A 23,891-nucleotide genomic window follows, 5' to 3' on the forward strand; every position below is an offset into this window, starting at 1 on the left:
ACCCTGCCCAACAGCAATGTGCAGTGGGAGAGTGGCGCGGCAAAAGCCCCCTCCTTCTCGCACTTCAAGCTGGAAGGCTACGATCGCAGGGGGAGCATCCGGCGCCACCCGTGCCGTGAATCTATCCGCCCAGTTCGCGCGCACCTGCCCTACCCCGATATCGGGATATGCGGCGAGGCTGTCCTCGATGGTAATCCAAGGGGAGGCGGTCCGCAGCACGGCTTCTACCTGCTGCGCCGGGCGCAACCCGCTGTTTTTCAGGGAAACCGCCACGGTAAAGCTCTCACCCGGGTCGATCTTGCCATCGGCGTTTCCGGTGCCTTCCTGCACGGTCTGCGCCACGTAGGTGAATTCCGGCATGGTGACGAGCATCTTCAGCACGTCGGACCATATGCCGCCGGCAGCGTCGCGCGTCACCACCCGCAGCTCCACCCGTTGCCCAGAGGTGAGTGCCGGCGACAGGGCGATGATGACCGGACTTTGGCTCTGAAGCACTGCCCCGGCTGGTACGTCGCCAACGTAGGCACTGTCCACCACCACTTGCACGCGAGGATTTTCGCTGCGCGCCTTACAGTAGACACCCTGCCCCGGTCGGTTGCCAAAGTTCCGCACATTGAGTCTAAGTTCCAGCTTTTCTCCGGCGTCCACGTAACCATTACCGTTGCCCTGGCTCCCCCCAATCGCATCGTCGTCAACGGAAAATGCTACGACTTTGACAAAGGGCACGTCGCCAAAATTGTCGGCAAGACCGGCAAGGGTGGTAATGGCTGCGATGCTACCTTGCACCACTTCCTGCATGTAGGGGAAATCCATGTTGCCGGTAACATCGGTCGGTTGATGCCAATGAGGGCTAAAGTCGCCTTCGGCTACGAAGATGGCCGGTTGCCCCCACACCTGAAAAGAGCGATGGTCGCTGCCACCGCTGTTTCCGGGGATGGATGGCACAAGCGAAGTGTAAGTGCGGAACATCTCGGCAACAAGCTCGGCAAATGGCCGCGAGGTCGCATCCGTGTAAATGACCACGTCACGCGGCGGAGCAGCAGGGTTGTAGTTGCCGATCATATCGCCATTCAGGTAGAAAGAGACCGGCTGACCGCTGCGGTAGGCTTTCCGGGCATAGGCCTCGCTTCCCACCAGCCCAATCTCCTCGGCATCCCAGGCAGCAAATTTGAGCGTGGCCTCAAAGTTGTGACTGGCCAGCACCCTTGCAGCCTCAAGCGCCAACACGGTGCCGGAAGCGTTGTCATCCGCACCCGGCGCCCACACGAACGGATTGGCACCAGAACCGAGCACAATCGAGTCATAGTGCCCGCCGATCATGATGACGCTGTCAGGATAGATCAGCCCCTGTTTGGTGGCGATGACGTTGAGGTGAGGGACGCCGGAAATGTAGAAGGTGTCGTACTCCACATCGGTGAAGCCCAGTGCCACGTAGCGGTCGTAGATCCACTGCGCCGCCTTGCGGATCGAATCGGAGTAGGTGTAACGAGTGCGAAAGTCCTGCAGACGCTGCACCCAGCGCTGCAGTGTATCGGCGCTCACTTCGGCGATGATGTTGGCAATAGTGGAGTCAAAAGTGCCGGGAACGAGGGAGATTCCCGGAGCCGCCGGTCGCGGCACAGGCTTGGGAACACGGCTGATCTGCTGCAGGCTGTAGCCTGCATGAGCGAGAGCGAGAGCCAGAGCCTCATCTGGCGACGCTTTCACCAGAGCCTGCTTATCGCGAGTGTAGAGAATCCGCCCTTTGGGCAGCGCACTTAGGCTCGGCCCCCGCACTCCTTCTGCCACAGCATAGTACTGACCGCTCCAGCCGCTTTCGTCCACGACTTCGCAGCGGATCCCCTTTCGCTGAAGGTCGGCGAGAGCTCCCCGGTCAATCTCGCCGAACGCCAGGTCATCCTCAAAATGATAAGGGACAAAAGTGGCCACTTCAGTGAGCTGCTGAAAATTGCTCGTGCGCACCACCACCAGCACGGGTTGCTGACTTTGCGGCGTGTGCACCGCTATCACCAGTAGCAGCACTGCGAAAAGCACAACCGACGCACTCCGCTTCATCTGAGTTCCTCCTGGGATCTTGCTGTGGCTGGTCCCTGTTCGTCACCATTTAGGCCCGCCTCTTTGAAACCAGTGACCAGCGACTTCACGCTGACTGGCCGGCCATCACGCAGGTAGACTCGTGGCAGCCGTGAGCCAAAGCGTGCCATGACCTCATATGACACCGAACCAATGGCATCAGCGATGTCATGCGGCGAGATCTCCTCCTCGCCATCCCTTCCCATCAACGTCACGACCTCCCCGACGTGCACCTCGCCCACCGCATCCACGCGCACGAAGCAGGCATCCATGCAGAGGCCTCCGACGATGGGCGCGCGCTTCCCTCTGATGAGCACGGTTCCCACGTTGCGCAGGCCGCGATCGTAGCCATCCGCATAGCCGATCTGCAGGACGGCAATGCGCTCCTGCCCTTCGGCCATGTAGCGGCGCCCGTAGCCAACTGTGTCGCCGCGTGCAATGGAGCGCACTTGCATGATCCTGGCCTTCACCGCCATGGCCGGCTTGAGGACAAGCGGCATGTTGACATCTGGAGAGGGATAGTAGCCGTAGAGCAAGAGCCCACATCTGACCATGTCCAGGTGTGCTTGCGGAAGATCTAAGATGGCGCCGCTGTTGGCGGCGTGCCAGGTGGGCACGTGAATCCCTTGCGCCTCCACCTGCCGCCGCACCTGCTGAAAACGCCAGAGCTGTAGTTCGGTGAAACTCTTGTCCAAGGCGTCTGACATGGCAAAATGGGTGAACACGCCTTCGCACCGCAGGCCGGGCAAACGGGCCACCTGCGCAATCCAGGCCGGCGCTTGGTCGAACCGCACACCCCAGCGGCTCATGCCGGTGTCAACCTTCAGGTGCACCGCCACTTGCTTCCCTGCAGCGAGTGCCGCACCGGACAACGCCTCGGCTACCGCAGTGCTGGTCACCGCCTGCTCGATGTCGTATTCCACCGCCAGGTGCGCATGCTCAGGCAGGATGCCGCCGACATTGAGAATCGGCGCCTGGATTCCCGCCCGCCGCAATTCGATTGCCTCGTCCAGGAGGACGACACCCAGCTTATCGGCACCGTTCGCCACCATGATCCGCGCCACCTGCACGGCGCCGCAGCCATAGCCGTCGGCTTTGACAATTGCCAGAAGCTTACTCTTCGTCAGCAGCCCTTTGACAGCCCGGGTGTTGTGGGCAATGGCATCCAAGTCGACTTCAACCCAAGCCGGACGGAGATCGCGAAGTGCGTTACTGTGCATCTACAGTGGTCCTTTCCGACACGACCTCACTCAAGACTGATGTCCCAGAGACAGATGTATCCCCTTGCGTCCTGCACTGCTGGCAGATCCCCGGGAAACGAACGGCGCAAAGGATTAGGTGCGACCAGGCCGAACACGGCCAGGCCGCCTCTGCTGCAACAAACTGGGTGAAACTGCGCCTTGCCATGTGTGGGCAAGAACACGTACTTCAGCCCGCAATGGCATGAACAGCCGAGACCTGTTGCGACGGCCTGCGGTCTCGGCTGGTGCGAACCGCTCCAGCGTGCGCCAACCAGCATGCATCGCCCGGAACTGTCGCCTAACCGCCGACCGGCGCGGTGTCCCGCCGGCAATCAAGGAACAAGAGTCGCCGAGGGCCAGCGCCAATCCACAGCAAGAGGTCGGTCGCACCAAGGCGACGTGGCCCGCAGTGAGGCTTCGCTCTTCGGACGGCAAATATAGCACTTTTTCCACGGATTGCCAACGGATTTTGCGGTGTGGAAAAAAGAAGGGGAAGGCAAGTGCCTTCCCCTTGTCAAAGCGAGGGCAAGACTCAGTTCTCTGGTCCGTGCATCGGACATCGCTCTGGCTTCATCCCAGGGTGTCCCATGGGGCCAGGGTGTCCCTTGCCAAAGCCTGGATGGGCTTTCATCCAGCGAGCGCCACATCCCGGGCGGGCGTCGAAAACCGCCTTTTGCTCATCAGTGAGCAGGTTACGGATCTGCAGGCGATGGGCTACCTGCTTCTTCTCGAGGTCCGCGCGCAGCTTCGCCAGAGCGTCGATCTTGGCGTTGATGGCCTTCTGGTCGGGATTGTTGGCCGTCTTCAGCGACATCAAGGCAAAACGCTCCGAGCGCAATTGGTTGCGCAACGGCTGGATCTCCTTAAGGAAGGCCTGATGCAGCTGTTCGATCTTCTGCTTCTGCTCATCCGTGAGGTTCGGGATGTGGCAATACATCGCTGCCAGCCCCGGGCCTTCGGCAGGTTTCTCCTGGCTGAATGCGGGCTGCCCTGTGAGCAGCGCAGACAGCACAAGGAGCGCCGCCGCTGCAATGCTGAGGGTGTGTCTCATGGTGAACAACCTCCTTTCGTCTCTACTTTCTGCTTACCGACAACGCTGATGTGGAACCGTCCGCTCCCCTCCCTCAGGAGTTCCCGGGATCCCTCCCTGAGGCGGTGAGCTAACTGGTTCCCTTGGTGGGCGCATCATCCCCCTGTGCTCCATGGCCCGTTCCTCAAACATACGAATCAAGAAATCCAAACGCTCCTTACCGATCCTTGGCTTCAGTGCCAAGAGGTGCCGCACCGTGAGGCGCTCCAGTTCGGCCTGGTGTGACGCGAGCTCGTCGATGATGGCCATTATCTTGGCCGTGTCGGGCTTCTCCTGCCGTAAGAGCTCCGCCAGTTGCAGCCGCGCCGCACGGAGGCTCATCTTCTCCTTCTGGGCCTTCTCCAAGTATTCTCGTACCATCTTGGTCACGACCTCGTCCTCTTCCGGGTGGAAGCGTGGCCGGCCTTCGCTTCTCCAGCGAGCCTGCGGCACGGGCTTCTGCGGCGGTTTGGAAAACCAAAACACCGCCAAAGTCACCAAGGCCACCAAGTTGACCGTCAGGGAAAACACCAGTGCGACAAGCATCCATCGATTGCGCATAGTCCACCTATTTGATGTTGTTCGCCGAGGCCAAAGTGACGTATGCCTCGCTCAGCGAACCAGGAGGCAAATCGTCGAAGCTCTCGAACTCGGTGGCGACCTGAGTGACAAGCGTCTCACTTCCATGCCGGTAGCCGCCGGTGATCCAACTGCCCAGCCAGCTGCCGAGAAGCGCGCCGGCCAGAATGCCCACCGAGACCGCCATGGGGAGCAACGGCCGCGCCACCGCCAGCTCGCCAAGCCGCTCCAGCAGGCTCCGGCGTCGTGCCCTCACCTGCGCCAAAACGCGCGTGGCGAAGAACGGCGGTGCTTGTACCGGCGGCAAGCTGCCCAGAAGCTGCCACACCTTCTGCACGCGTGCCAACTCGCCGGCACACACCGCGCATCGGCTCACGTGCTCATTCACTTCGCGGGCCAGCTCCTCAGTCAGCTCCCCATCCAGGAATGCTGACAAGCGACGTTGTACTTTCTTACAGGTCATCGTTAGCACTCCATGCCTTATAACACCGGCCGAGGGTCAAACTTGCGGCCCTTCCTCCAAAAGATGCGAAAGCTCTCGGTACAGTCGGCGTTTGGCTCGGTGCAGAATCGACTCAACGGCGGAGACCGTCGTCTCCATCACCTCGGCGATTTCGGCATAGGACAGGTTCCCGAAGCGAGCGAGGACCGTGGCGACCTTCTGACTCTCCGGCAAAGAGTCGATGGCCTTCCACAACGCGCGCCCTCGCTCCTCTTGTTCCACTGCGCCGTCAGGACCAGGGCCAGGGTCACGCTGTGCCGGTGGCAGGTAGCCGTCGGCCTCGGGTTCTGTCCGCTGCAGCGAAAAGAACCGTCTCACCTTCCGCGCCCGCAGAACATTCAAACAGTGGTTCATGCTGATACGGTAGAGCCAGGTAGAGAACTTTGCGCGGGGGTCAAAACGCGGCAAGGCGTCGTAGACCTTGACAAACACCTCCTGGGCAGCATCCTCGGCATCGGCATGGTTGCCAAGCATGCGCACGCAGGTAGCCATGACCTTGTCCTGGTAACGACGCACCAACTCCTCAAAGGCGCCAACATCGCCCTTGCGGAATTGCTCTACCAGAGCCGCATCGTCCATCGTGTTAACGTCCTGCACACCGTAATCACGCACACTGTTTGAACACACCAGCCCGCGAAAAACTGCGTCGCGCCAAAGAATCCGCAGGCAGCCGGCAAGGGAGGATCAATGAAGCACTACCCCGGATAGTTTCTTGCGCCTTAGGGAGCGCAGAAGTAGGCGACGGATCTCGGCGGAGGTAACGTAACCAAGCACGCATTCGGCCAGCTCGGCCGCTTCGCGGCTATCCACGGCGCGCACCACGCGCTTGACCTCGGGGATAAAGTGCGGACTCATGCTGAGCTTGCGAAAACCCAAACCGACGAGGAACTCCGTGTAGATCGGGTCGCCCGCCATCTCGCCACACAGACTCGCCTCTTTGCCAGCCGCGGCAGCCGCCTCCGCGACGCGCTTCAGAAGATGCAGGACGCCTGGATTGAGGGGATCGTAGAGGTTGGTGACCCGTTCATTGCTCCTGTCTACGGCCAGAGTGTATTGGATCAGGTCGTTGGTACCCACGCTCACAAAGTCCGCCTCTCGCACAAAGGCCTCCGCCAGCAGCGCGGCCGAGGGGATTTCGATCATCACTCCCAAGGGCAGCCGTTCTGCACACGGGAGGCCCGCGGCCCGCACTTCCTCCTCCGCCTGGCGCAAGAGGGCCTTGACGCGCCTGACTTCGTCCACTGACGAAATCATGGGCACCAAGATGGCGGCGGAACCGAACGCTGCCGCGCGCAGTACCGCGCGCAATTGGACTCTGAACATCTCCGGGTGCTCTAAGGAGAGACGAACCGCCCGCAGTCCGAGGTACGGGTTAGCCTCGCCACGCAGACCAGGCAGGGCCCGCACGAACTTGTCGCCGCCGATGTCGATGGTGCGGATGACCACGGGGCGCGGCGCCACCATTTCCACCACCTGGCGATAAACGGCAAATTGCTCCTCCTCCGGAGGGAAGGAGTCGCGATCCAGAAACAGGACCTCGGTGCGGAAAAGCCCGACCCCCTCGGCGCCTGTCTGCATGGCCCACTCGACGTCGGCCACCGTCCCCACATTGGCCATCAAGGCGACGTGCACGCCGTCGACGGTCTGCGAAGGCAGCGTGGCAAGCTCTGCCAGTTCACGGGCAGTGCCGTCCAACAGAGCGCGCCTTTCCCGGTAGGCCTTCTCGTCATCGTCGGTGGGATTGATAACGACTTGGCCACGATAGCCATCAACGATAAGTCGGTCACCCATGGCCATTCGCCGCTGCACGTCTTTTACGCCCGAGACAAGCGGCACACCCATGGTTCTGGCCAGAATGGCAGCGTGCGACGTAGCCCCGCCTCTTTCGGTGACAAAGGCCTTCACCTTGCGGCGGTCGAGCCCCACTGTTTGCGAGGGCGTCAGCTCGTCGGCAACAACAACGACTTCATCGTGAGCAGCGAAAAAGTCCTGCTGGCTACGGCCCAACAGGTGGCGCAAGATGCGGGTGCCCACGTCGCGCACGTCGATTGCCCGCTCCCGCAAATAGGGATCTTCCACGGCGCTGAGCAGGCGCTCGGACTCCTCCATCACCTCGGCGATGGCCTGCTCCAGGCCTTTGCGCTCCCCGAAGAGCCTCTGCTCTACCTCGCGCTTCAGGTAGGGATCATCAAGAAACAAGAGGTGGGCCTCGAAAATCTCCGCCTCGCGAGGGCCCAGCTCTTTCTTTACGCCATCGCGAATGTCCAGCAGCTCACGGCGCGTTTGGGCCAGGGCAGCCTCCAGCCGTGCCAGCTCCTGGCTTGCCTCTCCGGGAGCAAGAGTGCGCTGCGGAATGGCAAGTCGCTCGCCCATGAGGCAGGCGTGACCAATGGCCAAGCCGGGAGAGAGCGGCAGCCCGCGCAGGCGGATGTGGCGTTCACCAGCCATCTTGCATCACAATGGTCCTTTGGGGCTCACCCGGGCGCTACTGAATCACGCCGTGCCGGCGGCCGACCTTGGCAAAGGCCTCCAGCGCGCGGTCGAGGTGTTCCTGTTCATGAGCAGCCGAGATCTGGACGCGAATGCGCGCCTCGCCCTTGGGCACCACTGGGTAGCTGAACCCCACCACGTAGATCCCTTCCTCCAGGAGGTCCCGGGCCATCACCTGCGCCAACTGCGCATCATTGGGAAAGCGGCTCAGCATAATCGGCACAATGGGGTGCTCTCCTGGCTTCACATCAAAACCGAGGCGGGCGATTTCGCTCCGGAAGTACGCAGTGTTGCGCCACAGCTTCGCGCGCAATTCATCCACCTCCGAAAGGAGATCCAGCACTGCCAGGGACGTCCCCACAACCACCGGCGAAAGGGTGTTGGAGAAGAGATACGGCCGCGAGTGTTGTCGCAGCACATCGACGATCTCCTTCCTCCCGGAGGTAAAGCCGCCGGAAGCACCCCCCAAGGCCTTGCCCAAGGTGCTGGTAATGATATCCACCCTCCCTTGTACGCCATGATATTCGGGCGTGCCGCGGCCACGGGCGCCAAGGAAGCCCGTCGCGTGGGAGTCATCCACCATGACCACGGCGTTGTGGCGCTCCGCCAGATCACAGATGGCTGGCAGATTGGCGATAGCACCGTCCATGCTGAACACGCCATCGGTGGCAATCAGCTTGACGCGTGCGTTGCCCGCTTGGACCAGCGCCTCCTCCAAAGCAGCCATGTCGTTGTGTTGGTAGCGGTAGCGCTCCGCTTTGCACAGGCGGATCCCGTCGATGATGGAGGCGTGGTTCAGAGAGTCGGAAATGACTGCATCTTCCGGCCCAAGCAGCGTCTCGAACAACCCACCGTTGGCGTCGAAGCACGAGGAGTAAAGGATGGTGTCCTCGGTGCCGAGAAAGTCGCTAATCCGCTCTTCCAGCTCGCGATGAATGTCCTGGGTGCCGCAGATGAAGCGCACCGAAGACAAGCCGTAGCCGCGTTCCTCGAGGGCGCGGTGGGCAGCCTCGATCACCTTCGGGTGGCTTGACAGACCGAGATAGTTATTCGCACAAAAGTTCAGCACCTCCTTGCCCGGGCGAACGCGGATCTGCGGCCCTTGCGGCGAGGTAATTATGCGTTCCTCCTTGTACAGCCCTGACTCTTTCACTTCGGCAAGCCGTTTCTGCAAAATCGAACGCAGTTGTTCGTACATTACCCTCCCTCCGTGCTGAGTCTTCTTGCGGAATGTGCGGGCATCCCCTGTGGTGCAGCCTCACATCCCGTACATCTCGATGATTTCCTTCTTTCCTTTGCCGAGAATGTTGTACTTGTTGCCAACCTTGATGAAGGCATCGATGGCCCGGTCCAAATGCGCTTGCTCGTGGTCAGCGGAAATCTGCACGCGGATGCGCGCCTGACCTTGAGGCACCACCGGATAGAAGAACCCGACCACGTAAATGCCCTCTTCGTAGAGGTCGCGCGCCATGTTCTGGGCCAACTTGGCGTTGTAGAGCATGATCGGCACGATGGGGTGTACACCCTCGCGGATGTCGAATCCAGCCTCCTTCATCCGGCGGCGGAAGTACAGCGTATTCTTCTCCAACTTGTCCCGGCGCTCAGTCGTCTCGGAGATCAGATCGAGCACCGCCAGCCCTGCCGAAACAATTACCGGTGGCACAGTGTTGGAGAAAAGGTAAGGACGCCCGCGTTGACGGAGCATCTCGACCAGCTCCTTGCGGCCACTGGCGCACCCGCCCGATGCACCCCCCAGGGCCTTGCCTAAGGTTGTGGTGATGAGGTCTATACGGCCCATGACCCCGCAGTACTCGTGGGTACCACGACCAGTCTTGCCGACGAAACCGGTAGCATGAGAATCGTCCACCATCACCATGGCGTCGTATTTGTCGGCAAGCGCGCAGATTCGGTCCAGGGGCGCGATGTCGCCATCCATGGAGAACACTCCGTCGGTGACAATCATGCGGAACCGGCAGGCCTGTGCTTCCTGGAGTTTCTCCTCAAGGTGCTCCATGTCGAGGTGCTTGTACACAAACTGCTGGGCACTACACAGGCGGATGCCGTCAATGATCGAGGCGTGCACCAACTTGTCGGCGATCACCGCATCTTCGCGGCCGAGCAGAGCTTCGAACACGGCGGCGTTAGCATCCAGGCAGGAGGCGAAAAGGATCGTGTCCTCCGTCCCGAGGAAGTGGCTCAACTTCTCTTCCAGCTGCCGATGGATGTCCTGAGTGCCACAGATGAAGCGCACCGAGGACATCCCGTAGCCGCGCTCCTCCAGGCCCTGGCGCGCCGCTTCTAAGATGCGCGGATGGCTGGACAGGCCGAGGTAGTTGTTGGCGCAGAAGTTGATAACCTCGCGTGTCTGCGCCCCCTTGGGGAATTCCACCTTGATCTCGGCTCCCTGGGGGGAACAGATGTAGCGCTCCTCTTTGTACAGACCGGCCTCACGGATCTTGGCCAGCTCCTGCCCATAGTAGTCGCGCGCTTTGCCGTATGCCACATCGACCTCCCGCACCAAGCGAATTGGTGCCCTTTTTCCTCGTGCATCATCACCCCTGCGTGCCGGCGTCGGTCGTGGTTTCTCCCGCCTAACCTCGCAGCTCGTTCACCAAAGAAACAATGCCGTTGACGGTGTCGAACGTTTCTGGGGTGACCTTGGCGTCTGGGATCTGGATGTTGTACTGCTTCTCCAGAAAGGTCTTCAGCGAGACCATCGAGAAAGAGTCAACGATCCCACCGGAGATCAGAGGGGTCGTCTCGGTGATCTCCGTGTCGTCGGCCTCATCGAGGTACTCCTTCTTGATAAAGTCGATGATGAGCTTCTTCATCTCCTCCATGGCAATTCCCTTCCTTTACCTCGCCACCCGTCAAGAGCGCCGAGTCATCGCATGTCTGTCTCGGCTCGAAAGCACCGGCCCCTTCCACGTCTTCGCCCTCCTGCCCAGGGCAAGGGCCTCGGCCACTCGCTCCCACTCATCGCCTGCGCAAACCGCTGGGGGGACCAGGAAGCCACTGGCAACAACAACACTTCGGCCCCTCGCAGCCGGTGTCGGCACTTCACTCAATCGCCCAAACTGCTATCCCCTCTCCAGGAGCACTACCGCTGCAGCAAACTCCTTCGAGTGTGACACAGAGACGTGCACCTTGGTTACCCCCTGCTGCGCGGCGAGTTCTTGGGCTCTGCCGCGCAGGTTCACCGAGGGCCTACCCCGATGGTCATTCACCAGCACCACGTCCTGCCACGACAAGCCATCCTGCCAGCCGGTGCCGAGGGCCTTGAAAGTGGCCTCTTTGGCGGCAAATCGTACTGCGTAGTGTTGCGCGCGATGCGCCATGCCTTCGCAATAGGCCACTTCTTCCGGGGCAAACACGCGGCTCAAGAACCGTTCGCCATGACGCCGCACTTGCTCGTCCACCCGCGCGATCTCGATGATATCAATCCCCACGCCAACGACCATTGGCTGGCCCTCCACCAGCTCGGCACCTACGGCAGGAGCACGATCTTGCCGCAATTACCCTCTGCCATGAGCTGCATCCCCTTGGCGAACTCCGCCAGCGGAAAGGTGTGGGTGATGATCGTCCTCAGGTCGATGAGGCCGCTCTTGATAAAACCTGCGCTCTTGTACCAGGTCTGGAACATGGTGCGGCCGGTCACTCCGTAGATTCGCAGTGCCTTGAAAACAACATCATTGTTGAGATCCAGCGTGACATTGCCGTTGTACAGACCCAGAATGGAGACTCGGCCGCCGGGAGTGGTCACTTTCAGGGCCTGGCGCAGTGCTTCCGCGTTGCCCGACATCTCGATGGCAACGTCCACCCCGTTGCCATCGGTGGCTTCGATGATCTCAGCCACGACGTCGGTGGTACGGGGGTTGAAGGTCTTGGTCGCGCCGAGCTTGCGGGCAAGGTCGAGTCGGTAATCATTGACCTCAGTCACATAGATGGCCGAGGCCCCAGAAGCGCGCGCCACAGCGATACCGAACAGGCCCACCGGGCCCGCGCCCATCACTGCCACTGTCTTGCCGGCCACGTCTTCAGAAAGGACAGTGTCCACGGCATTGCCCAAAGGCTCCTGCACCGAGGCAAACTCATAGGGCACCGCCGGGTCATTCTTGATCACGTCTACTTCCGGTACCACTGCGTACTCGGCAAACACCCCGTCGCGATCCACGCCGAAGATTTTCATGTTCCGACATATCGCCATACGCCCAGTGCGACACTGGTAGCAATGCCCACAAGGGATGTGCGTCTCGGCAGAAATCCTGTCGCCCACCTTCACGGAGTGGACGTTCTTGCCCACCTCGACCACTTCGCCCGCCAGTTCGTGACCCATGATTTGCGGCGTCTTGATACGGCTGGCTGCCCACTCGTTCCACTCGTAGATGTGCAAATCCGTGCCACAGATCGAAGTGGCGTGTACCTTGACAAGCACTTCGTCCGGCCCGCATTGTGGAATAGCCACTTCGAGATACTCGGCCCCCGGGCCTGGTTTCGTCTTCACCACTGCTTTCATCTTCTGTGCCATGCAGTCTCCCTTCCAGCTTTGCTCTCTGTGGCCCGCATAGGGCTCAGCTCCTTAGCGGAGCAACGTCATCTTACGGACAATCCGTCCGCTTGGCGTAATCATCACGCAGAAGTAGACTCCGCTCGGCAGCGCGTTGCCGTTTCTGTCGTCGCCACGCCACCGCAGCTTGTGCGTTCCCGGCGGCAGTTCGTCGTCCAGAAGCCGCCGCACGAGGCGGCCGCTGAGGTCATAGATGCCCACCACAACCCGGGCGTGCTGGCCCACAACGCAGGTAATCTCGGTCTCCGGGTTAAAGGGGTTCGGGTAGTTGCCCTGGAGGTCGAACAGAACTGAAGAGGCCGCACTTGGCTTCTCGACCACAGGAGTAATCAGGTGGCCAGGTGCAACCACGATATCGTCCAGATAGACCCCCTCGTACTCTTTTGCCGGGTCGCTCTCGAAGAGGAAACGGAGGGCAGTGAGCGTTCCGGGCTCCAGGAAAGAGATGTCATAGGCGTACGGGAGCCAATCATTGCCCATGAGGGTCGAATCAAGGGCGCCGCCAGTGCCGATGAAATCGAGAAGCACCCATCGGCTCTTGTCGCGGATCTGCACATAGAGGCCATCGCCGCGGAATCCAGGCTCTGAGTAAACCGCCACGTCATACCAGGCCCAGAAGCTCAAGGTAGCGGCAGGCGGAACACGGAACTCGGGCGTGATGAGCGCGGTGTACATGTTCGGGAGATAGCGCGCCGAATCCTCTTGGCCGCAATACCACGCGTAGCGCCCGGAGTGCTGGCGCCGGCTGGAAACGTGCCACAGGTCGCGAGCCCCGCCATGCACATATCCGGCAAGCGGCGCTTCCACGTCGTCGTGGAAACCTGTGGCGCCGACAATGACGGTGGCAGAGGCAGTGAAGACCTGCCCGCCCTCGGTGAGCAAGCGAAAAGCCAACATCGGAAAAGACGGCTCAACCGCTCCTGGGGCAACGCGCAGCTCCACTGGCACACAGATAGTGTCGGCGATCCCCACACTCCCTAACTCGCGGCGAGAGGTAAGCACCTGCACAGCCTCTCCCCCCGCTTCACACTCCAGCACGACGCCACGCGCTTGGCGCGAGCCGCGATTCACCACGGCGACCTCCAGGTCGACGGTTTCGCCCGGCTCGAGGACGCCATCGCCATCTCCCAGGCGACCGTCCGACGGAGTCGCACTGACCACGGTCAACAGGGGCGCAGCAATCGGCACGCTGAAGGCACTGTGCCAGGAGCGGCCCTCGCGATCGGTCACGATGAGGGAAAGCCCTATCGCGTCCCCATGACCACACTGCTCAGACACACGCAGTATAAAGCCGCTGCCGGGCGGCACGGGGTAGGACGAAGCTCCAGAGGGTAGATCGCCAAAGCTCGCGGTGCTGTCCAACACGGTCACGAGCTGGCCCTGCGGCCTCAGCACGCACTCCACCCCCAACGCGGGTGCCGTGCCACGGTTGGCCAGCTCCACCTCCAGGCTTACCTGCGCACCGGGTTCGAATGCACCATCGGCGACTGATGCGCCCTCGAGTCGGTAGCCCTTGTAGAGCACGTAAGGACCTTCGCTCTGCACAGGAGTCGTGACCACCCGCGGCAAGTAGTTCTGCGCCGTGACCGTGACGGTGATCGAATCGAGTGGCGAGCTGGGGGCGATAGGCGCGACAAACAGGCCTGCGGCGTCGGTGCTCCCCCGCTCGTAGACCTCGGCTCCGGCCATGACGCAGACCGCAGCGCCTTCCACGGGCTGTCCGCCGTCCAGCACCCGCACCGCGAACTCTTGCTCTCCTCTGGGCACCATCGGCGGGCAGTCCACGGTCAACTCACGGGGTACGTCGGTCCAAATGGGCATCTCTGGATCGCCCAGAAGAGTGATTTCGTACTGACACCAGCGGTACACATTCTCCTGCCGAGAGAACGGCGCGTAGTAGGCCTTGGCCATGGCAATGGCCTGGCCAACGCGCGTCACACCCTCCTGAAAGAGGAAGCGGAAGAACTGCTGGTCAAACCTGTCAGAGTAGCCGTATTTGGGGTTCCCCGGTGATCCCCATCCATAGCGCGAATTGCCGATGAAAGCGACACCTCCCCCTCGCGCGTTGCGGACAAAATGCTCGGCGATGCAGTCTTCTTCAAAATTGGCCGGGTAGCAGCCAATGGAATAGAGCACCGAAAAGCGCGGACCATTAGCAAGCCTGTCCATGTCTGCAATTTGCAAATAGCCGTCGCCCACCCCCATGACCGTGGTGAACGCGTGCCCGTCATGGTTGACCAGATTCATCCCCCGATTCAGCGCACTCACGACCGACTGCACGCTCTCGTTCCCCCGAGAGCGGTAGAGTTTGGTTATCTCGAACCGCGCGGGCACATAGAGTTCATCGATTAGATCTTTGCCCAGGCCAGAATCGGTGTACGGGTTATCCCACAGCACATCGGCTGCGAACAGGGCCCGGGTCTGGTAGTCGCACGGTGGATATCGCTCGTAAGTAAGGACTTTTTGCACGAACGCCTGAACTTGCGCGACGTTGTTCACTGGCGCCCGCCCCACAAACACATCGGGGTAAAGGTCCACACTATCGGCCACCTCTCCGTACACCAGAGACCTATTCTCATCCCATGTGCGGTCCAGGTCGGAGAAGTACAGGTCGCAGGGGATCGCATTTGCTTTCGCCCCTTGCAGACAGTCCATGGCGTAAGCCGTCCGATAAGGCACCTGATCCACATCGCCGCCCAGCAGGACCCACCTGATGTTCCACACGGGACGCATCGCCTTGAGGAACTCGCGGATGCGAACCGCGTTGTCCTTGGCGACGTAGGTCCTGTAGATCTCCTCAGTGGTTACGATTGTTGCTGCCAAGCCCTTTTGCCGTTTCCAGTCAGCCAAGGGCTGAAAAGCGTCCTTGAAGGCCGGAGGTGTGATGATAACGTATTCGTGCACCTCGGCAGGGGCCTTCGCCCGCTTGGCCAATGCGAGAGCCCTATGCCGGTCAACCTGCTCTCTATTGTCCACAAGCGTGGCAAGGAGCGAGAGGCCCTCCTCGTCCAGATCGTGGGCTGAACTACCCTCGTCAAAGCGCACGGTCAGCAGGACCTCACGCCGCAAGAGGAGCCGATGCTGCGCCGGCACAAAGGCGACCGGGTAGACGGCTATTTCCGCAATGGTCATCCCTGCGAATACCCCCTGGCCCAAGAACTGAGCTTCGACAGCTGGGTACGGCTCGACGCTCGCGTAGGCTTCCGCCTTTGGGCCGACAAAGGGAATCGCCTGCGTGTGCGAGTAGGGGTACGGCGGCTGCGCGGGAAAAACGGTCACGCCGGAGGCAAGCTCCTGAGCATCGGACGCCGAAGCATCGAGACTCAACACCCGCGCCCCGGGCGGCAATGCCAAGCGGACCACGCGCACCGGAAGCTGTGGTTCCCCCACCTCCTCAGTGAGCTCACACCCCTTCATGGTCACCCGCGTAAAGCCTTGCACGTTCTCAAGTGCCACTTCCATTTCAGAAAATGTGACCGTGTGGCGATACTCTCCTCCGTGCACTGAGCAGGCTGCCAAGAGCACGAACGCTACAACTGTCAGCGCACCCACTGCGCTCTTCGTCCGCATACGCTCCTCAGGGGTATGACAGGCGCTCACTTCACCAGGCTCAACTTCTGGACTGCGCGCGTTCTTCCGGCCTCGAGCACGCAGAAGTAGACTCCGGAGCCCACTGCGTTGCCCTGGCCGTCCGTGCCTTCCCACGTCAGCTCGTGTTCCCCCGCAGCGATCGGACCATCGTGGAGGGTGACGACTCGCTGCCCCCGCACGTCGTAGATGGCCACCAGCACACGGTCTGGAGGCGAGGAGGGGCCGTTGCGCTGCCCAGGGACCCTCACCAGCCCGCGCGCGCGTTGATTGAACGGATTCGGGTAAAAGGGAGAGAGCTCCAGTTCTCCAGGGACTGCAGACGTGGCGTTGGCGACAGCAGGCTCAACCAAGGTACGCAGGTCATCGCGTCCGCCAGCGGCGCGGTAACGCTGTGCGAACTCCTGAAGATACTGGTTGGCAATGTCAGCGTCGTGGATAATGAGCGTATTTTCGTCGTTGCTTCTTTCGGCGCTGCTGGTCCAGTTGTGCGAGCCTGTGATAACCAGTGGGTCGCTTGCGGTCGCGTAGACATCCACAATGGCATACTTGTGATGCAGCAGGCCGCCCTCCAAGTCAATCCAGACATCGGCCTTTGGCGACCAAGGGTAGGGACCAGTCCCCGCCATGTTGCCAAACTGGGAGGCTGCGTCACGAGCTTCGCCACTGTCGAACACGCCCTTCAGCTTGAACCCGGGCACGCCGTACCACTTCTCCTGCATCGCCTCTGCGACATCCGACCGTGTGAAGGAATAGATGCAGAAGTAAATGGAAGCTTCTGCCGTGTTGAGGGCAGCGATAATCTTGCTGGTGGTGCGGTCAGAAGGGCTCATGTACTGCTCCACCAGCCTGCCGCCAATCACGAACCAATGGGGGGTGTTATCCGTCTTGCGCGAGCCGAATCGGGCAGTTGCAGAATTGGGGGTGCTGTTCTCTCCGCCCCACATTTCGTCGAATTCCGCGGTATAGCAAGCAGCCAGCGCCTGATCCTGCACGACCACGGCGTTCTCGGCATTGCTGCTCACCCCTGCGTAGCTGGCATTGTAGGAGCCAGTCCAGACCCAGTCATCGGCGGCGCTGCTCTTGTCCCAGTAATCGAACACGGCGAACTTGTTGTGCATATACCCAGAGCCGTCGTTACTGCCATAAGTGTCATCAATAACAGGGATGCCAGCGGCTACCAGGTCGGCGATCTGGGTGCTGCGGTTATCGCGCTCGGTGATCACCCGCACCCTCACGCCGCGTTGCTTGGCTGCTACCAATGCTTGGGCCACGAGGGCGTGGGTGAGATTGTAGAAGCAGAAGTCAATGGAGTACTGCGCGGCTTGAATGCGCTCGGCCAGGCGCTGTGCCAAGTCTACCTCTCCGTTGGCCACCGTGGCGCTCGCGTAGGCCGCATTGACGCTTTTCGTGAAGTAGACGATGATTTGTCCTGTACACTCTGGAGGCGAAGCCGTGCTGAAGAGCAGGTCCCTTCCCGCAGTGGTCCCCGTGACGTTGGTGGAAACAACCTGGCAATGATAGAACGTGGCCGGCTCCAAGCCGGTCAGTCTGACTGCATGTTGCGTCACCAAGCTGCTATCGCCGACGCTACCCAGCTCATACTCATCCGTCCTGCCGTAGCGCACCAGGCTGGAAGCCGGGGCATCGGTCTCCCAAGTTATCGTCACACTGTAAGGCTCGATATCTGTCTCCGTCGCGTCGCGCACCAGTTGCGGACCGCTGGTCATGATGATGTCGGTTCGGTAGCGCGGCGATACTTCATAGCCGGAGGTGAAGGGGGAAGTCTGGTCATACTGCCTGAGGATGCCCACGACATCGAAAACCCCAGTGGGGTGGGGAATACCGGTGTCTTTGTCGATGAAGAGGTCGCAAGAGCCGGTGCCGTCGGAAATGGGACCGCCGTAGAGGCCGGTCTGGGTGTAGGTCACGCGGTTGACACGCACCAACCTCCCCTCGTTCGGTTCGCTTCCGTCCGCGAAGAAAGAGTTGGCCACATCCCAGCAGGTCAGCACCAGAGGGTCCGGTACGCGGAACCCGGATCCGTGGATGGTGATTTGCAGCGGCTGCGTTGGAAACCCGTAGATCTCCGTCAAACCGTAGTAGGACTTGACCACGCCTGTGACTGTGAGGCTATCCCCGAGCTCGATGCGCGTAGCGTCGTTGAGGCCAAACACGCACACCCCTGCAGTGTTGTCCTGAACGAAGATCTCCAGATTGCCACCATAAATGCCAGATCCCACCGTGGCGATACCGGTAACGGTGACCTGCGTTCCCTCAGCGTAAGGCGCTTTGGGCATGCCGGTCTGGTCGTTGCGGTGCAGGTCGATGATCGGCACCACCTGCCCCAACAATAGGCCATAGCGCAGCGTGAGCAACGCGCCCAACCCTAAGAGCCACCTCGTCTCTCTCGTACGTCGCATAACAGTCTCCCGCTTGGCCCTCTCCCCTTCCTTTTGGGTATTGCCCGTGCCCAACGCTACCACCCCAAAATGCCACCAGGGACTTTCGCCAGGACCAGAACCCTTGCCGCAGGGTCAACGCGGCGCTGGAGATCATGGTTTCGAGGAAAGGTCTTGGTGTAGCAGGCCTGCAGAGGCTCCGGGGGATCCCAGACGCGAGGCTCACCTGCGCCTCGACCGCATCGGGAGCAAGAAGGACAGAAAGAAAGGACCAGTCCAATTCCACCCAGCACGCGCATCCTTAGAGGTTGATGGCAACAACCACACGCTCGTTCTTTCGTGGCAAAATATACTGATATCCGCTCTCATTGTCAAGCGGATTGTCCCTGCGGTCTTTGAGGAAGGGCACAGGCCACATGCCGCTCCTCATCATGAAGGACCGCGACTGTCCAAGCACGGAATGGCAGCGGCTCGGAAAAAAAACTTTGATTCTTGGCGAGAAATGCATAGATTTGCCGGCGCCAATTCGCAGAGAGAAACCAGACAAGAGCGTATGGAACAGCTTGCCCGACTCTATGAGAGAACCTACGGCCGGCGGCCGCTGACGATCGTACAGCTCAAGGGCGACGGCTCAGACCGCCACATCTTCCGACTGGCCGACGACATGCAGTCGGTGATTGGCATCTGGAGCCAAGACCACGCCCTCAATGAGTCCTTCTTGGAGTTCAGCCGCCACTTTGCAGACTATGGTCTTCGCGTCCCCGCCATCTACGCGGAAGACCTCTCCCAGGGGGTTTACTTGGAGCAGGATCTCGGCGACTGGACGCTCTTTGACTGGATGGTCGACATTCGGGAGAAGGAAGGCTTTTCGCCTCGCATTGTGGCAATGTACCGCAAGGTACTGGAGGACCTCCCGCTGTTTCAGATCGTAGCCGGAAAGAGCATAGACTACAATCTTTGCCATCAACACCGAGAGTTCGGCGAGGACTCCATGGCGTGGGACCTCCACTATTTCCGACATCGCTTCTTGGAGGTCTTCTACAAAGGTGACCTCAATTGGTCCGCCCTGGAGCGCGATTTTCGCCAGCTACGCGCCTTCCTTTTGGAGGAACCGCGCGATTACTTCATGTACCGCGACTTTCAATCGCGCAACGTGATGATCCTCGACGGGGTGCCCTATTACATCGATTACCAGTCCGGGAGGCGAGGCGCGCTGCAGTACGATGTCGCCTCCTTGCTCTACGATGCCAAGGCGAACATCCCAGAGCCGGTCCGCCAGGAGTTGTTGGCGCACTATCTGGACTGGGTGCAGCAGTTCGCGCCCATCGACCGCGAACGTTTCTTGCACTACTTCTACGGCTTTGTCCTGATTAGGATGATGCAGGCCTTCGGAGCCTACGGGTATCTCAGCGTCGTCAAGGGCAAGAAACACTTTTTCCGCAGCGTGCCCTATGCGATCCGCAATCTCGAGTTGATGCTGGAAATGGACCTTCCCATTCTGCGCCAGCTACCGACCTTGCGCGGGGTGTACGAGGAGTTGGTGAAAGATGTCGAGCTGCGAGGGACATGAATGGCCGGTGGTCTGAGGGTGTACATCGTGAGCTTCAGCTACTTGCGCGACGATATCCCCGCGGACCCCTACGGGCACGGCGGCGGGTTTGTGTTCGACTGTCGGCTGTTGCCCAATCCGGGTCGCGACCCAGCCTTTGCCGAAGTGAACGGCCTCAACACAGAGGTGAGGGCCTACTTGGAAGGACGCCCTGAGGTGCAGCAGTTTCTGCACCATGTCTTCGCCCTTGTCGACATGGCAGTTGCCAGCTACACAGCGCGCGGCTTTGAGCATTTGATGGTGGCGTTCGGGTGCACAGGGGGACAACATCGCTCGGTCTTTTGCGCCGAATCGCTGGCCGCGCACCTGCAGCAGGCTGGCGTGAGCGTGGAAATTCGGCACCTGACTCTGGAAAAGGCCCAGGAATGAAAGCAATGATTCTTGCGGCTGGCCTGGGCACACGTCTGCGGCCCCTCACTGAGCATCGCCCGAAGGCCCTGGTGGAACTCTGCGGCACCCCGCTGCTGGAAATCGTCCTACAACGTCTGATCCAGGTGGGCGTTGACCAAGTGATCATCAATGTTCACCACCTGGCAGAGATGATTGTCGACTACGTTCGCGCACACCGGAATTTCGGTATTCGCATCGAGTTCTCGTTTGAGCCGGTGATCCTCGGCACGGGCGGCGGTTTGCAGAAAGCAGCCTGGTTCTTCGCGGGCGACGAACCTTTCTTTCTGCACAACGTGGACATCCTCTCGGAGATGGATCTCTCCGATCTCCTCGCCTTCCATCGCTGCCGCGAAGCGGTGGCATCGCTGGCCGTCCAGGAGAGGCCCACTTCAAGAGCTTTGGCCATAGACGCTTCCGATAGGCTATGCGGCCGAAAGGGGTACCCCCTGGCGAGAGAACCCGAGGGCCCAGTAAGATGGGTCGGCTACAACGGTGTTCAGGTGATATCTCCGACTCTGCTCAGCCTCCTCTGCGAGAAGCCGCCATTCTCCATCATCGACGCAGAAGTGCGCGTCTGCCCAGAGCATTCGATTCTGGGCTACGACCTTGGCAGCACCGCGTGGTGGGACCTCGGAAAAAAGGAGGCCTTAGCCGCAGCTGAACAGGCCATTCTGGAAGGGAAGCTGCACCGCTGGTGGACATAGCCAGTATCGCGGGCTTGAGACGCTGTCCTCAGGAGGTCTGTAACAAAAAACGGCCTCGGCGTTGCCGAGGCCGCAAGTGGCGCTGAAGATCGCTCATACGACCCGTACGTTGGCGGCCTGTGGTCCTTTAGGTCCCTCCTCGATCTCGAAAGTAACCTCCTGGTCCTTCTCCAGGGCTCTGAATCCTTCGCCCACGATGGCCTTGTAGTGCACGAAGACGTCTCCGCCCCCTTCGCGGGTGATAAAGCCGTAGCCCTTGGTCTTGCTAAACCACTTCACTTTGCCCTTTTCCATACGGTGCTCACTCCTGTGAAATGTCCGCTTCAGCAAGTTCTTGAACAGCAAGAGCGTCTTCTCCTCTTCAGGCTATCCAGGTGAGCGCGTCGTCACCCTGACTACCCACGTTCGCGCGCTCGGGGTAATCAGTTCTTGTTCAACACCCAATCGACGAGTCGTTCAAAACCTTGCACTGCCTTCCCCAACCATTCGGACTGCCTCGGTGTGGCCTCCGCGAGGCGCTCGTCCACGGTGACGTTTGGGTCGCGGATGTCCCCAATGACCTCTACCGTCACCGGCACGACCCCTTGGGAGACCATGCCGAGCCGGTGCGCGGCACCATAAGAGACGTCGATGAGGCGGCTGGCAACCCACGGGCCGCGGTCCTTGATGACCACACGTACGCTTCGCCCGTTGTTCATGTTGGTCACCTTCACGACGGTGCCAATACGGAGATTACGATGTGCGGCGGTCATCTCCAGCGGGTCGTAGGGCTCCCCGTTACTCATCCGCTTACCCTCAAGTTCCTTCCCCACGTACGAGCAGTACCCCTCCTGTACCCTACTCTTGCTTGGGCTGGGGCCAAAAAGGCCCCCGCGGTACGGCCGCTCGCCGCCGTTGGCCTGGGGCCAATATGTTCTGGGGGCCGGTGTACACGACCAGATGAGCACGGCCAGAACTACACCTGCTCCCACGACGAGGCCACGTGTGGCTCTCTGCACCCTCTCTTGCGCTTTCATGACGGGATCTACCCCTCACCTTTCCCAGCGAGGACTGACGTCCTCTCCACCACCACCAGCCGATCCCCGTTCGCTTCACCTCTCCAGTGCAACGCCAGGCGCACCATGTGCGCCGCCGCTCATGTGCTCCGGCCCCGCCGCTCCCTCTTTGCCCGGGCTCGGAGCACCATCCACCTCGTCCCTGTCCAGCTGCCCTTCGTGGGCCCTACTGGTGTTCCCCACCGTTTGCGCGAAATATAACGAATTCCCTGCAAAATGTCAAGCAAAATATCAACATATTGTGAAGTTTGTGGGCATGGGCAACGACATGTTGAAGGGCCAGGCTGGTTGGCTGCTCGCGGTCGGGAAGGCCGTCGGGAGAAGTTCAGCTTCTTGTGGGGCTTGATGGCCGGATGAGAGAAGGGGCGAAGCGGCTACCGCCGTCGCAAAAGGCGAGAGACCAAGGGGCGCGTCGCCGCAGTGACCAGCCAGGCGCAGAGCACCCCAAGGAGGGCACCGCCGAGCACATCAGATGGATAGTGGACGCCCACGTAGGTGCGCGAATAGGCCACCAGAGTGGCTATCGTGAAAAAGATAGGCCAAGGAGCGGCATAGAACCGAGAGAGGAGGAAGGCTGCACCGAAAAGATTGGTAGCATGTGAGGAAGGGAAAGAAAAGGCACCGGAGCAATCAACTAAGAGGCGCACCCCAGGAAGCGTGTTGCATGGCCGGGCGCGCTCAACGAGCGGCTTGAGCAACGTGCTGCTGGTCTGGTCAGTGATCGTGACCGTGACGATGAGCAACAGGGTGGCAATTCTCCCCTTCTTGCCCCCAAAAATCAGAAGTGCAAGCAACCCCAGGGCAATGACCATCCGCCAGTTGTCGATGTCGGTCAGAAAAGGCATGATGACATCGAACTGGGGACTTGCGAGTCGCACGTTGACCAGGTAGAAGATGGCTACGTCCAGCCGCAGGGCCCAGTGGGGCATCACTGGTCAGTCCTTCTGGCCGAGGGCCTCAGTAACAAGTTTCAGCGCGCAGTACTCGCCACACATCGTGCAGACGTCATTCTGCTCAGGTGGGCATTCTTGGCGCGCACGTCGCGCTGTCTCGGGGTCAATGGCGAGCGCGATCTGCCGTTCCCAGTCCAAGGCTTTGCGCGCCCTCGCCATCGCCTTGTCCCACTCGGCGGCCCCAGGGATCCCTTTGGCAATGTCGGCCACATGGGCGGCAATGCGCGTGACGATGACCCCATCGCGCACATCCTGCACGGTGGGCAAGCGCAGGTGTTCGCCCGCGGTCACATAGCAGAGAAAGTCGGCTCCTGCCGCGCCGGCAATGGCACCGCCCATCGCCGAGACAATATGGTCGTAGCCCGGCGCGATATCGGTCACCAAAGGCCCAAGCACATAGAATGGTGCTCCGTGGCAGAGCTTCTTTTCCAACAAGACATTCGCCTCCACCTCTGCCAGCGGCAAGTGACCCGGGCCTTCGATCATCACCTGCACCCCTTCTTCCCAGGCGACTTTGGCCAGCTCACCGAGGGTGATGAGCTCCTGCACCTGCGCGCGGTCTGTGGCATCCGCCAGAGACCCTGGCCTAAAGCCGTCCCCTAAGCTAAGGGTGATGTCATAGCGTTTGGCCAAGGCGAGTAATCGGTCGAAATGCTCGTACAGAGGGTT

Annotated in this window: 21 protein-coding genes; 3 read left to right on the forward strand and 18 right to left on the reverse strand. The window is 60.7% G+C overall.

The features are described 5' to 3' along the window. The 14 genes from H5U38_01900 to H5U38_01965 all read right to left on the reverse strand — a co-directional run. Positions 1-2,055 (reverse strand): M20/M25/M40 family metallo-hydrolase (locus H5U38_01900; protein MBC7185765.1); only part of this gene is annotated, 2,055 nt, incomplete at its 3' end. Continuing rightward, a complete protein-coding gene (gene alr / locus H5U38_01905) occupies positions 2,052-3,293 on the reverse strand; it encodes an alanine racemase (protein ID MBC7185766.1) in 1,242 nt (413 codons plus the stop codon). The genes H5U38_01900 and alr, both read right to left, overlap by 4 nt. Positions 3,294-3,846: 553 nt before the next feature. Beyond that, positions 3,847-4,365 (reverse strand): Spy/CpxP family protein refolding chaperone, encoded by a 519-nt coding sequence (locus H5U38_01910; protein ID MBC7185767.1) that lies wholly within the window; start codon positions 4,363-4,365, stop codon positions 3,847-3,849. A gap of 33 nt (positions 4,366-4,398) precedes the next feature. Further along, complete coding sequence (locus H5U38_01915; protein MBC7185768.1) at positions 4,399-4,944, reverse strand: periplasmic heavy metal sensor; 546 nt, start codon at positions 4,942-4,944, stop codon at positions 4,399-4,401. 7 nt (positions 4,945-4,951) lie between these two features. After that, entirely contained in the window at positions 4,952-5,425 is a 474-nt protein-coding gene (locus tag H5U38_01920) for a zf-HC2 domain-containing protein (GenBank protein MBC7185769.1), read from the reverse strand. A gap of 36 nt (positions 5,426-5,461) precedes the next feature. After that, entirely contained in the window at positions 5,462-6,043 is a 582-nt protein-coding gene (locus tag H5U38_01925) for a sigma-70 family RNA polymerase sigma factor (protein MBC7185770.1), read from the reverse strand. 105 nt (positions 6,044-6,148) lie between these two features. Next, complete coding sequence (gene ptsP, locus H5U38_01930; protein MBC7185771.1) at positions 6,149-7,912, reverse strand: phosphoenolpyruvate--protein phosphotransferase; 1,764 nt, start codon at positions 7,910-7,912, stop codon at positions 6,149-6,151. 37 nt (positions 7,913-7,949) lie between these two features. After that, positions 7,950-9,152: a glycine C-acetyltransferase gene (gene kbl, locus H5U38_01935; GenBank protein ID MBC7185772.1), complete on the reverse strand. Its 1,203-nt coding sequence runs from the start codon at positions 9,150-9,152 to the stop codon at positions 7,950-7,952. A 60-nt stretch (positions 9,153-9,212) separates the two neighbouring features. Then, complete coding sequence (gene kbl / locus H5U38_01940; GenBank protein MBC7185773.1) at positions 9,213-10,457, reverse strand: glycine C-acetyltransferase; 1,245 nt, start codon at positions 10,455-10,457, stop codon at positions 9,213-9,215. 88 nt (positions 10,458-10,545) lie between these two features. Further along, positions 10,546-10,794: an acyl carrier protein gene (locus H5U38_01945; protein MBC7185774.1), complete on the reverse strand. Its 249-nt coding sequence runs from the start codon at positions 10,792-10,794 to the stop codon at positions 10,546-10,548. 240 nt (positions 10,795-11,034) lie between these two features. Then, positions 11,035-11,415, reverse strand: a complete 381-nt coding sequence (locus H5U38_01950) for a holo-ACP synthase (protein ID MBC7185775.1) — start codon at positions 11,413-11,415, stop codon at positions 11,035-11,037. Between the two features lie 26 nt (positions 11,416-11,441). Beyond that, positions 11,442-12,482 carry an L-threonine 3-dehydrogenase gene (gene tdh / locus H5U38_01955; GenBank protein ID MBC7185776.1) on the reverse strand — a complete coding sequence of 347 codons (1,041 nt, stop codon included), beginning with the start codon at positions 12,480-12,482 and terminating at the stop codon, positions 11,442-11,444. Positions 12,483-12,533: 51 nt separating this feature from the next. Further along, positions 12,534-16,091 carry a hypothetical protein gene (locus tag H5U38_01960; protein MBC7185777.1) on the reverse strand — a complete coding sequence of 1,186 codons (3,558 nt, stop codon included), beginning with the start codon at positions 16,089-16,091 and terminating at the stop codon, positions 12,534-12,536. Between the two features lie 26 nt (positions 16,092-16,117). Then, positions 16,118-18,532 (reverse strand): T9SS type A sorting domain-containing protein, encoded by a 2,415-nt coding sequence (locus H5U38_01965; GenBank protein ID MBC7185778.1) that lies wholly within the window; start codon positions 18,530-18,532, stop codon positions 16,118-16,120. A 532-nt stretch (positions 18,533-19,064) separates the two neighbouring features. Here H5U38_01965 and H5U38_01970 point away from each other — a divergent pair. The 3 genes from H5U38_01970 to H5U38_01980 are packed head-to-tail and all read left to right on the forward strand — an operon-like array spanning position 19,065 to position 21,214. Continuing rightward, entirely contained in the window at positions 19,065-20,081 is a 1,017-nt protein-coding gene (locus tag H5U38_01970) for a phosphotransferase (GenBank protein ID MBC7185779.1), read from the forward strand. Next, positions 20,082-20,489 carry a hypothetical protein gene (locus H5U38_01975; GenBank protein ID MBC7185780.1) on the forward strand — a complete coding sequence of 136 codons (408 nt, stop codon included), beginning with the start codon at positions 20,082-20,084 and terminating at the stop codon, positions 20,487-20,489. Beyond that, entirely contained in the window at positions 20,486-21,214 is a 729-nt protein-coding gene (locus H5U38_01980; protein ID MBC7185781.1) for a nucleotidyltransferase family protein, read from the forward strand. Before H5U38_01975 ends, H5U38_01980 begins: the two co-directional genes overlap by 4 nt. 93 nt (positions 21,215-21,307) lie before the next feature. On the opposite strand, the gene H5U38_01985 is transcribed toward H5U38_01980, so the two are convergent. The 4 genes from H5U38_01985 to H5U38_02000 form a co-directional block, all read right to left on the reverse strand. Continuing rightward, entirely contained in the window at positions 21,308-21,508 is a 201-nt protein-coding gene (locus H5U38_01985; protein MBC7185782.1) for a cold-shock protein, read from the reverse strand. A 128-nt stretch (positions 21,509-21,636) separates the two neighbouring features. Further along, positions 21,637-22,230, reverse strand: coding sequence for a septal ring lytic transglycosylase RlpA family protein (locus tag H5U38_01990; protein ID MBC7185783.1), 594 nt, complete (start codon positions 22,228-22,230; stop codon positions 21,637-21,639). A gap of 413 nt (positions 22,231-22,643) precedes the next feature. Further along, positions 22,644-23,201 carry a phosphatase PAP2 family protein gene (locus tag H5U38_01995; protein MBC7185784.1) on the reverse strand — a complete coding sequence of 186 codons (558 nt, stop codon included), beginning with the start codon at positions 23,199-23,201 and terminating at the stop codon, positions 22,644-22,646. Between the two features lie 3 nt (positions 23,202-23,204). Next, a partial coding sequence (locus H5U38_02000; protein ID MBC7185785.1) for a phosphomethylpyrimidine synthase ThiC occupies positions 23,205-23,891 on the reverse strand: 687 nt, incomplete at its 5' end.

Source organism: Calditrichota bacterium (assembly GCA_014359355.1).
Taxonomy (GTDB): Bacteria; Zhuqueibacterota; Zhuqueibacteria; order JANLFK01; family Oleimicrobiaceae; genus Oleimicrobium.